The organism is Streptomyces sp. NPDC088252, assembly GCF_044740965.1.
Lineage (GTDB): Bacteria > Actinomycetota > Actinomycetes > Streptomycetales > Streptomycetaceae > Streptomyces.
In genome coordinates, this window is record NZ_JBIURS010000009.1 from 167,488 (window position 1) to 179,066 (window position 11,579).

Genomic DNA, 11,579 nt, shown 5'->3' on the forward strand with positions numbered 1-11,579 from the left:
GCTGATACTCAGGAAGAAGCGGACAATTCGGCGGCTTGCAGCACGGCCTTTGCTGCCTCGGCAGGACGGGTGCGCAGGAAGTAGTGGCCGCCGTCGGCGAGCTCGTGCAGGTCGACCTGCTCGGCCAGAAGCTGCCAGTCGAGGTACCGGCGCGGGTACTCCGCCGTGCTCGGGTCGTCCGCGGCAACGACCACGGTGACCGGCGCGGAGAGCTTCTGCGCCGGCGGGTGCTCCAGGACGTCGGCGAAGTAGTGGTGTGCGGACACGCAGTCGTGCCGGTAGGCGGCGCCGACGTGCTCGGCGTGCTGCGCACTCAGCTCACCGAGCGAGGTGCGGCCGCCGTGCGTGCTCAGGCTCGCGGCGATCTCGGCGTTGCTCCGTCCGGTCAGCTCGGTGATGGTGGTGCGCCGGTCGTCGGCGTCACCGAGCAGTTGCGCGCCGAGGAACACCCGTTGGACGTCCACCCCGCGCTCCCGCAGCTTTCTGGCAGTCTCCACGGCCAGCGCGGTTCCCGAGGAGTGGCCCCACAGCAGGACCCTGGTCAGGCCACGCCCGGTGATCTCGTCGACGACCCGCTCGACCACCTGCGTCATCGGCACGAGCGACTCGCTGTCGGCGGCCATGTCGTGACCGGGCAGCTCGACGGCGTAGACCGCCGGTCCACCGTCCGGCAGCGCTCCGGCCATCGGCTGGAAGTTCACCGCGTTGCCGCCGGCGTAGGGGAAGCACACCAGGGCTGCGGTCTGCGTACCGTCCGGTTCCGACAGCGGCTGAAGCAGCCCGGCACGGCGCGCGGACCTGCCGTCGATCAGCCCGGCCAGATCGGCGAGGATCGGGTGACCGGTGACATCCTTGAGGGACACCGCACGGTCCAGGACGATGGCCAGCTTTACTGCCGACAGCGACGTGCCGCCCCGGTCGAAGAAGTGGTCCCGCCGTCCGACCTGGTCCTGCGGGATGCCGAGGACCTTCGCCCATGCGGCCGCCAACTGCTGTTCGGTCGGCGTATCCGGCGCGCGGTAGTCGTCCCGGACGACGTCGAGTTCTCCGGCGAGTGCCTGCAGGGTCCTTCTGTCGATCTTGCTGTTGGCCGTCAGCGGCAGAGCCTCCCGCCAGTGAAAGGCCGACGGGACCATGTACGCGGGCAGCGACTCACCGAGCCGATCCGGCAGGACGTCGACCTCGAGCGGCCGCCGAGCGGAGTAGAACGCCACCAGGTGCTTGCTCCGGTCGGCCCGCTCGGTGACCACGACCGCACCGTCGCGAACACCGGGCACCTGCAACAGGGTGTTCTCGATCTCGCCGATCTCGATCCGGAAGCCACGGATCTTCACCTGGGTGTCGCGGCGGCCGAGGAACTCCAGCTTTCCCTCGGGCGTCCAGCGGCCGTAGTCGCCGCCCCGGTAGAGGCGGGCGCCCTCACGGTGCGGATCGGCCAGGTAGGCCTGCCGGGTGCGCTCGGGGTCGTTGACGTACCCGCGGCCGACGCAGACGCCGGAGAAGACAATCAGGCCGGGGGCACCGAGCGGCACCGGGATCAGGTGCTCGTCGACGACGTAGACGTGCACGTTGTTGACCGCGGGACCCAGCAGGACCCGGTCTCCGGCGGGCACGCATTCCATGACCTCGTGGTTGGTGTCGTCCGAGGTCTCGGTCAGCCCGTAGGCGTTGACCAGCTTGATCCCGGGCTGGGCGGCGAACCAGCGCTGCACGAGCTCCTTCTTCAGCGCCTCGCCGGTGACCGACACGCACCGCAGGTCCGGCAGCTCACGGGGGTGCTGCTTCAGCCAGGACACGACCACGTCCAGGTAGGAGGGTACGACCTGGAGGACGGCGACCCGGCCGTCGACGATCTTGTCGACGAACCGCTGGACGTTCAGGATCACCTCCTGCTCCACCAGGAGGGTCCGCCCCCCGACCAGGAGCCCGGACACCAACTGCCACAGCGAGATGTCGAAACATTGGGGTGCGGTCTGGGCGACCACCTGTCCCTCGCCGATCTCCAGGTCGTCGATCTTGGCGTAGAGGTGGTTCAGCATGCCCGCGTGCTCGCACATCGCACCCTTGGGCTCACCTGTGGAGCCGGAGGTGAAGTAGATGTAGGCGAGCTGGTCCGGTGCGATGCGGAGGCCCAGATCGTCGTCGGCGTGGTCTTCCTCGTAGGCTGCGCGGACGAAGAGCTTTTGGACCCCGGACAGCGAGTCGAGGGCCTGGTCGAGCGTGGTAGTGCTGCCGGGTTCGGTCAGCACGAGCCCGCATGCGGCACGGGAGAGCATGGTCGCGAGACGGTCGGCCGGGAAATGCGGCTCGATGGGCAGATACACGCCGCCGGCCTTGAAGACCGCGAGGACGGCGGCCATCCAGTCCAGGTTGCGCTCGGTCACCACTGCGACGACATCTTCGGGGCGCAGCCCCCGCGCCAGCAGGGCTCGTCCCACCCGGTTGGCGTGTGCGTTGAGTTCCCGATACGTCAGTTGCTGCTCCCCATGCACCGCGGCGACGGCGTCCGGGTGTGTTGTCACCCGCTGTTCGAACAGTTCGTGAAACCGATGGTCCGGCAGTTCCCGGCGTGGGCCGGCGAGTGATTCGAGCTGGAAATGGAGTTCCTCGGGGGAGAGCAGGTTCTGCCGCCCGTGCTCGGCGTCCGGATCGGCGGCGATCAGCGCGAGTGCGGTGAGGTGATACCCGGCGATCCTGACGGCGCAGTCCTCGTCGAGCGCGTCGGTCCGATAGCGCAGCCGCAGCACAAGGTGGCGGCCGCGTTGCGAAAATCCCACCCACAGCATGGTGCTACCGGCGACTTCGCCGCCCATGCCGTGCGGATCGAACACAGCCTCGATCGACGGCTCTGCCAGGCCCAGTTCGCACCTGAGCTCATCGACCGGGTAGTCCTTGTGCCACAGCAGGTCCGACGCGACTCGATGAGCGTCCAGCAGCAGCGTCCGCCACGAGTCGGGCTCGGTCGTCAGCCGGCAGAGCAGCGGTCGGCCGCCCTCAGCGGTGACGTATCCGGTTGCGACCTCGTGCTCGCCGGACAGCGCGGCGAGCACCTTGGAGTGCGCTGCCAGCAGCACTGAGTCGAGTGGTACCGCCAGGTCCTCGGCCAGTCGGCCCAACGCCGCGACGACGTCGTCCGGGATCGGCGCCTCGTGTTCGCCGATGCCCTTCTCCGGATTGAGCGTCCACCGCGGGATCTCGGTGGATCCACCGGCGACGAGCACATCGCGCCAGAACTCCCGGTCGGCCCGCGCTTGCATTCCCATCTGGTCGTGCCTCTCCATTCGCCTTCGCCACCGTGCTGTTCAGAGCCGACAAGGGCGGAGCTGCTATCCCGTCCGCGTCAGCGCCTCGGGCTGATCAGGGGCGTCTCGCATCTCCGTGGCGGGGTTTCCTCCCCAGCGTGCGTGCTGCGGGACCTCCTCGCCCTTCATGAGGAAGGAGTCGGGTGCGAGCACCGCGCCCGTGCCCATCGTCACGCCGTAGTGGACGTGGGCTCCCACGCCGATGGTGCAACCGGCGCCGAGGGTGCTGCGATCGGATTTGAAGGTGCCGTCCTCCTGCGAATGGCACTGGATCTTGCTTCCCGCATTGAGAGTGCAGTCGTTCCCGATGGTGGTGAGCGTCCGCTCCGTCACATAGCAGCCGTCATCGAAGACCCTGCTGCCGATCCGAACCCCCAGCATCCGCCAGATCACGTTCTTGAAAGGGGTGCCGTTGAAGATGTCGAGGTAGGTGTCGGGCACCTTCCAGAGGCGCTCGTGCCACCAGAAGTATGGGTCGTAGATGGAGCACACCTGCGGTTGCAACGCGCGGAATGCCGCGATGCCGCGCTCCACCAGCACGAAGTAGACAGCGGTGAACCCGAGGCTGAGCACCAGGAACGCGGCGATCAACACATGCCCGTAGGAGTCGTACAGCTCGGCGTTCGCCAGGCCGAGCATCGTGAGCACGAAGAAGTGCAGCCACCGCACGAGCAGGAAGAAGATCATCGAGCGGATGTTGTAGTGGTTCTTCGCAGCGAGGTTGCGGCGCAACTCGTCGCCGCCGCGGAGATGGTCGAACCGGGAATCGCGCTCGACCGACCGGGGAATCTCGAAGCACGGCGAGCCGAGCAGGCCCACCCCCTCGCGCACCTCGCCTTCGAGCGGAACCATCACCTTCGTCGCGAGGAGACAGTTCTCACCTGTCCTGGCCCCCGAGGGATAGGCGATGTTGTTCCCGAGGAAGTTGTGTGACCCGATCGAGGCCCGGGACACCCGGAAGGACGTGTTCGAATAGTCGGCGTTGATGATGGAGAGCCCGTCGGCGACCATCGTTCCGCTCCCGACCGAGCACAGAAACGGGGTTTCGTGCTGCACTTCCGTGCCGAAGTTCGACCCCGTCTGCTCGACCCTGGACAAGTCGTATCCGATGCCGCGCAGGTAGTGGACGATGTAGGAGCTGTCACCCAACAGCCATGTGAAGAACTTGATGTTGGTCATGCGACCGATCGCTCGGTGCGCCGAGTAATGGAACCCGTACAGCGGATAGACCTTGTTCGGCTTGACAACCAGGTTCAGCAGGCGCGGAACGGTGAACATCACGGCCAGGCCCACGACGACGAAGCCGAAGTACAGCAGCAGGGAAAGGAGCAGCGCGTCGATGTAGAGATCCAGTGACGTGAACTCCACCGTGCCCGAGCCCAGCCGGTTGTGCAGCGCCGGGACGAGGGTCACCAGCATGTACGCGCCCCCGACAGACAGTGGCACGTAGAGGAAGAACAGCTGAAGCACGGTGATCAGGCCGAAGCCGGCCCGGCGCAGCGTGCCGCATGCGGCCGGCCCGACCCTCAGGTAGTCGTGTTGCGTGAGCTGTGCCGGGGACCCGTGCCAGCTCTGACCACCCGGGACCGCCTGGCCGCTGTACAGCGTGGACGTGTGGCCGAGTTGGGCCCCGTCGCCCATCGACGTGTCGATGTCGAGCACGGTCTTCTCGCCGATGAACACGTCCCGGCCGAGGGTGACCCGGCCGGTCCGGATGCGCCCGGCGTGTGCCCGGTAGCAGAGGAAGAACGAGTCTTTGCGGATCACGGTGCCGGCGCCGACCGTGAGGAGGTCGGTGCATACCGGAACGTTGTGGGAGAGGATCGTGACCCCTTTGCCGATCCGTGCGCCCAGCGCTCGCAGGTACAGCACGTACAAGGGATTGCCGACGAAGAAGATCATCGGGTTGGCGTGGATCAGCACTTTGACGGTCCAGAAGCGCAGATAGGTCAGACCCCAGACCGGGAAATCTTGTGATGTCCACCGGCCGATGAGGAGCCATTTGGCTGCGATGGGGAAGGTGCACAGACCGACGAAGCCGATGCCTCCGAAGACGAACGATCGCAGGTAGATATCGATCACACCCGACCCGGCGGAGACCCATGCGTAGCCTCGGTCGGCAACAATTCCGGCGAGGAATAAGTATCCCAGGAAAAGCAGGAACTGCAGGGTTCCGCAGAGGGCGTACCGCACCGTGCCGACTGGGGTCACCGCCTCGGACGGCGCCGGGACCGACGGCTCGACGGGGGTGGCGTTCGCGAGCCCCGTCGCCAGACTGCGGATCGTCGGGTGCCGGTAGATGTCCTTCATCGACGCCGAGGGAAGGTCCGCTCGCTTTCTGACTCGTGCGCAGAAATGAGCCATCACCAATGAGTTGGCGCCGAGGTCGTCGAAGAAATGGCTGTCGATCGACACCCGTTCGACGCACATGACGTCGGCCAGCACCTCGGCGAGGTTCTTCTCGATGCCGGTCTCCGGACTGGTGAACCTGCTTGTATCGATTGCGGATTCATCAGGCCCGGGCGTCAAGACGTCGTGGGATTTCTCCTCCATGCAGAGCTCCTTGAGGAACTTTCGAGTCCGTCGCCATTACGGTGGGCGCTCCGTACTCGCGATTTTCGATGGCTGGAGCGAGTGGTCCGGGAATCACGAGGTCGGGGTCTGCTGTCCGGATCCCGAACCGCTGCCTCGGTCATGGCTGTCCACCGTCGGGCTGCCACTCGAACTCGGTCGCATTGGCCTCCCGGTTCACTCCTCGCTCAGGACCCTGCCCGGCGGGACGGCGATGAGTTGCGCGTGCGTCTCGCCGTGCTGCATGCGAGTGGTCCGTTCCTGATCCGGGAGGAGTTGCGCCGGGGTATGGGGCGGTGACGGTGACCCCGACCGTGCCCATGCCCGAGGGGGAGACCGCCGTGACCTGGGGCGGGGATACCTGGGTGATACCGGTGGCCACTTTGCTGCCGAATGTCACCTTGGTCGTGTTGGGCAGGTTCGTTCCCGTGATGGTCACCATGGTTCCGCCGCCGGTGGAGCCCTGGTCGGGAGAGAGGCATGTACAACGCTCCTTGTTCTGCGATGGAACATACGGGGACCGGCGGAGCGCGCCCTGCCCAAGTTTTCGGCTTCCGCCGGAAAGGTCGGTTGTCGACGAAGTCAAGTGACGCCACGTGTGGTAGTACGCAGTTGTTGGAATTGCCGAGAGTCCGGGGGAGCGGGCGAAAAGGATGGGGCCCGGCTCCGGGCCTCAGCTGCCGGAACTTCTTCTCGGGCACGGAATAGAACCGGCAAGCGCTATCTGTTCTCAACTTTCTCGGCTAGGGATGTGCAGCCCGCCCGTTCACCATTTCAGTGACTCACAGGGAGATTTGAGGAGCAAGGATCGTAACCGCGGATCACCCGAAGGTAGTAGTGCCCGTCTTGTACGAGCGGATTTCACGCTCGGGCGGCTGGGTCCGCCGGATGGCCACGGGTCTGCACCATCTCGATGTGGATCAGCTCTTCCCCATGCCGTTCGCCACCCGGTCGCAAGGGCTGAGACGCGGGGGGCCAACTTGACTCTGAAGCTCCTATGGATCGTCAAGTCGCCGGGGACGCCGATGGTGCGCTGCTGAATGCGCTCGTGACGTGGTGGTGGACCTCTCGCGCGACGAAGCGCTTGAGGCATCTGAAGATGTCCTTCGTCTTGAGCCCTTCGAGAGTGCGTCGTGCGACGTAGTCACGTGTGCGTGGGTCGTGGCGCATATGGACCAGCACGATCGTGTGCAGCGCTCGGCCGGCCTGGCGGTCACCGCCACGGTTGCGTCGATGGCGGTCAGCGCGCCCGGAAGAGGCTGGCACAGGTGCGGCAGCGCACAGGTGGGCGAAGGATGCCTCCGGGACGAGCCTGTCGGGGTTGTCCCCGGCGGTGACCGGCAACTGCTCGGCGGTCTCGGTCCCAACGCCTGGTAGCGCGAGCAGGCCCGGGGCAGTGCGGGCGATCAGAACGTGCAGATCGGCGTCCGCGTCTGCTATCTCTTCACTCAGGTGCCGGTAGCGCTTGGCCAAACGCTTGAGCGCGAGTTTGACGGCTGCGGCCGGGTCGGTCAGATCGGTGCCGGGACGGCTGGCGGCCAGCCGCCGGATCAACTCGGTGGTGGTCAGCGAGCGCAGCGCTTCACGCACCGCAGCGGGTGCGGTGATGATCAGTGATCTCATCTGGTTGATGGTCTGGGTACGGGCCTTGACGGCGCTGGCGCGTACCACGCCGTAGGCATCAACGGGGTCGGATTTGCCCGCCGCGCGGCGAGCCTGACAGTCAGGTCGGTCCACCTCGATGACGCTGACCTGGTTGGCGTGCAGGAATCGGGCGAGTTCCGCTCCGAATGAGCCGGTGCCATCGATCCGCCCGTGGCCGACCTGCTGCGCGCTTGTCTGGCCTGGGACCCGGCCGAACGCCCCACACCGGCGGAGCTCGAGACTGCGCTGTCCAGTCTGCCCGGTGGGGTGCCGCCCCGGCCGCCACCCGCGCTCGCCTCGGAGATCGCCCGCCATGTGCGCGCGGTATGGCGGCCTCGGTGAGCCGCCCGCCGATGCCTTCGGGCTGGGCCGGGAGGCCTCACGGCCAGGACGTCTGGCTGCACCAGCCCGATCGCGTCATGTGAGGCGTCGATCCCCGCTGAGACCCGCCAGGATTCAGGGCGACCAGAAAACTCTGTGTCTCACCTCGTCTCACACATGTCTCACAGACGAGTGCGCACGGGAGCACGCGAGAGGCTCTGACCTGGATTATCGCTGTCGCCACGGACCATGGCGGACCAGGTGGACATTACATAAGCTATGGGAGCCGTACGCCGACGGATCCATCCGCCTCTCCCATGCGCGTGCGCAGCATCGTGTGCAGCGCGTCGCCGCTCATGCCGACCTCGTGGATCCGGGCATCCCCTCTGTTGCGGTACGTCGCCCGCAACAGAGGAGCGGACGAGGCCAGGTCCGCGCAGCTGATCAGCCCCACGCCGGCGCCGGCACCGCGAACGTGCGCGTCGAGCTGGCACCCGTACAACCGCTGCATGATCGTCCGCTGGCGCTCACGGGTGTCGGCCTTCATCGAGACCAGCACCAGTGCGACCCGCCGGTGAACCGCGCACGCAAGCGGACTGACCGACATCCCCCGAGGCGACCGATCTACTTCACTCACGCCGACCGAAGGAGGATCAATTCGGTTCCCACTTGAGCCGCCTTACCGTGATCGGCCGGATAGTTCCTAAGGGGTGTCCCGTAATCCGTGGTGGATCAGTGCGCGGCGTCAGATGCGGTGCATCGCAAGGCGGAGGGACGTCCGCATACTGGATGTATGCGGACTTTCCGACAACGCGGCGAGGTGCCGTAGCTGTCGTCGCGCGCCCGCCAGGGATTACGGGACACCCCTTAGCTCAAACCCCGCACCACCCAAGGACTTACCGGTCTTCCAGAACGCGAAACTCCTCGCGATCAACGTCCCTCAAACCGAGCCGCACCCAAGTTGCTTGTGCGGCACGGGCCCGGTTGTGGAGCGGATCACCAGTTCGGGGTCGAAGAAAAGTTCACCCGTCGGTACTTCGCGGTTGCTGACGAGCGACAGGATGCTGCGGCCGACTTCGAGGGCGAGCCGATCGGCCGGCTGCCTCACGGTGGTCAGGGGCGGATCGACGAACTCCGTGATCATGGAGCCGTCGTAACCCACGACGGAGACATCCCCAGGGACCGAGAATCCCTGCCGGCGGATGCCGCGGATCGCGCCGAGGGCCATGTAGTCGCTGGCTGCGACTATGGCGGTGGCACCGAGCTGTAGCAGGGTGTGCGCGGCTGCCTGACCGCCTTCGACGGTGTAGGACTGCCTGATCACCCAGCGTTCGGCATCCTGGCAGCCCCGTTTGGCCATGGCGTCGAGGAAGCCCTGCACACGTCGGTCGGCCGGGAGGTTGCCGGCTGGCCCGGATGCCATGCCGATGGCGCGGTGACCGAGACGGTGGAGATGGTCCACGGCCAGTTCGGCGGCCAACGCGTCGTCGGTGGAGAAGACGGGCGCGGGAACGTTGTCGGCGAACCCCCCGTTGACACCGATGTACGGGATGCGTCGGGAGCGGAGCATCTCGTACGTTTCGGTGTCGGCACCCTCCACGGTGTTGGACGAGGACAGGAACACGACGGCCGCGATGCCCTTGTCGATGATCGAGGCGATGAACTCCCGTTCCTGGACCCCTCCGGGGAACGCCGGGCACAACACGGCCTTGAGTCCGTGTGGTGCCAGTGCCGCCTCGATGCGTTCGGCGACGTCGGCGAAGAAGGGGTTGGAGACGTGCTCGGTGATCACCGTGACCAGTTGGCCCTCCACGGGCCTTTCGTAGCCGAGTTCTGCCATGGCCTTCTCGACGGCGTCCCTGGTCTTCGTCGCCACTCCTTGACGCCGGTTGATGACCCGACTGACGGTGGCTTCGCTCACACCCGCCCGGGCAGCGATCTCAACGATGCCGACCTTCATTCGTCCCCTTTTCGCTGGCAGGGTCATGCGGTTTTCCGGATCAAGGCCAGCCCCATGTTCGGCACTGGCAGGTGGTGCAGGCCGGGGGTGAGCGTGATCCGGGTCTGCTCGATGATACGGCCGGAGGGATCACGGATCTCGGCCTCCACCTGCGCTCCCTCGTCCTGGACCTCCAGCACCAGTCGGTTCTCGGCAGTCGCGTTGATCAGGACCGTCTCGCGATGGATCGCAGGCTGCACTGGTACGGTCCGGTCGCTGAACACGGACACCACGTTCACCCCGTCTGCTTCGGCCTGCACCAGGGTGTAGAGGTCGTCAGGGCGACCGGGCTCGACCATTCCGTCGAGCAGTTGGGGGCGCAGGCGGCGCCACTGGGCCAGCCAGAAGCGGACCGCTTCGGCGTGGTCCTCGGGGAGTGCGTCGAGGCGCACGGAGACCTGCGGAACGGAGTGAAGTGCCCCGATGAGCTGCCGTGCGACGGTCGCCGCGGGGGCCGTGGTGTCCCACAGCAAGGGGTCGGAGTGGACGACACCGCCAACGGCGAGCAGCGCGGTGTCGATCGTGCGGACGCGGTTAGCCGTGGAGTCGGCCGGGCAGTCGAAGGATCTGAGCATGTTGCCGAACGCGGCCATGCCCGGACCGACGTAGGGCTGACGCAGTTCCAGTAGCAGATCGGACCGCTCGGCGAGCAAAGCGGTGCGCAGTTCGGTGAGCAGGAGTGTGAGTGCCTGTCCGACATCGCCCCTGCCGTCGCCTGCGTAGGCCATGGCTTCGTCGAGGAAGTCGACCTTGAGTCCGTCGAGACCGTAGTCGCGCACCAGACGCACGCACAGGCGGACGACGTGGGATCGGACTTCGGGGCTGCGGGGGTCGAGGACATGAGCACCGGGAACCTTGGCGAGGGCCGGGGCGTAGGAAGCCCACTGCTCGTAGCAGTCGGTCCGGGGGCCCAGGAGCAGAGGCGCGACCCAGGCCATGTAGTGCAGTCCGAGTCGGCGTACGCGGGCGACGTGAGTGGCGAAGTCGGGGAATTTGTCGGGGTCGGGGAGCCAGTCCCCCACACCGGCGTATCCGCGGCCGCTGCCGAAGCGCTGCCAGCCGTCGTCCAGGATGAGCGTGCCGAAGCCCATGTCCGCGGCGAGTGCGGCCTGCTGTTCGACGGCTGTCGCATCGACCTGCTGGTTGAAGGCGTACCAGGTGCAGTACAGAGGCAGTCGGGCCGCTTCGGGAACCGGCATGACAGCCGGGGTCTGCTGTTCGTACCAGCCGCGCAGCAGGCGCGTGGCCCAGGCAACCGACGGGCTGCGTGGTACGAAGAGGATGCGGTGCGGTGCGGTGGAGGGCGGCAGTTCGAGGTGGACGACGTGGGTGTCGTTCTCCTCGGACACTCCGAAGCGCAGGGCGACCTCGGGGATCGGATCGGCTGCGGCGAAGGCGAGCAGTGTGGCGCCCGAGTAGTCGTAGAGGCAGCCGGCGGCGAGGCCGTCGATGAGGCTGACCCTGGACCTGCCTTCCCAGTCGGCGACCAGGGTCCGGCTCCAGCCTGCCTTCGGGTGCCAGTAGCCGGCCGTATCGCCGAGCGGGGCGGAGAGTCGGATCTCCACCGGTGAGCCGGGGGCTTCGACATGCAGCATTCTCAGGCCGCCGGGCACTTCGGACAGTGTCCAGGCGGGGTCGGCGCCCGGGGCCAGGACGGCGATCTCCACGGTGTCGAGCAGTGGCTCGAAGGTGGCGGGCGCCAGTTCCGCGGTGGTGACGGCCTCGGTGGACAGGGTGCTCAC

General features: G+C 66.8%; 7 protein-coding genes. All 7 read right to left on the minus strand.

Going from position 1 to position 11,579, the window contains the following annotated elements; genetic code table 11:
• Window positions 1–8 precede the first annotated feature (8 nt).
• A complete protein-coding gene (locus ACIOHC_RS20425; protein WP_401843387.1) occupies window positions 9–3,263 on the minus strand; it encodes an amino acid adenylation domain-containing protein in 3,255 nt (1,084 codons plus the stop codon).
• A gap of 63 nt (window positions 3,264–3,326) precedes the next feature.
• Complete coding sequence (locus ACIOHC_RS20430) at window positions 3,327–5,855, minus strand: Pls/PosA family non-ribosomal peptide synthetase (RefSeq protein WP_401843389.1); 2,529 nt, start codon at window positions 5,853–5,855, stop codon at window positions 3,327–3,329.
• 139 nt (window positions 5,856–5,994) lie between these two features.
• On the minus strand, window positions 5,995–6,459 hold the full coding sequence (locus ACIOHC_RS20435; RefSeq protein ID WP_401843391.1) for an IPT/TIG domain-containing protein: 465 nt from the start codon (window positions 6,457–6,459) through the stop codon (window positions 5,995–5,997).
• 419 nt (window positions 6,460–6,878) lie between these two features.
• Entirely contained in the window at window positions 6,879–7,832 is a 954-nt protein-coding gene (locus ACIOHC_RS20440; protein ID WP_401843393.1) for a transposase, read from the minus strand.
• A 283-nt stretch (window positions 7,833–8,115) separates the two neighbouring features.
• Complete coding sequence (locus ACIOHC_RS20445; protein WP_351077721.1) at window positions 8,116–8,445, minus strand: hypothetical protein; 330 nt, start codon at window positions 8,443–8,445, stop codon at window positions 8,116–8,118.
• 333 nt (window positions 8,446–8,778) lie between these two features.
• Window positions 8,779–9,798 (minus strand): LacI family DNA-binding transcriptional regulator, encoded by a 1,020-nt coding sequence (locus ACIOHC_RS20450; protein WP_351077722.1) that lies wholly within the window; start codon window positions 9,796–9,798, stop codon window positions 8,779–8,781.
• Between the two features lie 23 nt (window positions 9,799–9,821).
• Window positions 9,822–11,579, minus strand: a complete 1,758-nt coding sequence (locus ACIOHC_RS20455) for an alpha-galactosidase (protein ID WP_351077724.1) — start codon at window positions 11,577–11,579, stop codon at window positions 9,822–9,824.

Bases quoted from the DNA above. Each gene is read 5' to 3' on its own strand.
- ACIOHC_RS20425 (WP_401843387.1), bottom strand. From the start codon at position 3,263: ATGGGAATGCAAGCGCGGGCCGACCGGGAGTTCTGGCGCGATGTGCTC.
- ACIOHC_RS20430 (WP_401843389.1), bottom strand. From the start codon at position 5,855: ATGGAGGAGAAATCCCACGACGTCTTGACGCCCGGGCCTGATGAATCC.
- ACIOHC_RS20440 (WP_401843393.1), bottom strand. From the start codon at position 7,832: ATGGCGGGCGATCTCCGAGGCGAGCGCGGGTGGCGGCCGGGGCGGCAC.
- ACIOHC_RS20445 (WP_351077721.1), bottom strand. From the start codon at position 8,445: ATGTCGGTCAGTCCGCTTGCGTGCGCGGTTCACCGGCGGGTCGCACTG.
- ACIOHC_RS20450 (WP_351077722.1), bottom strand. From the start codon at position 9,798: ATGAAGGTCGGCATCGTTGAGATCGCTGCCCGGGCGGGTGTGAGCGAA.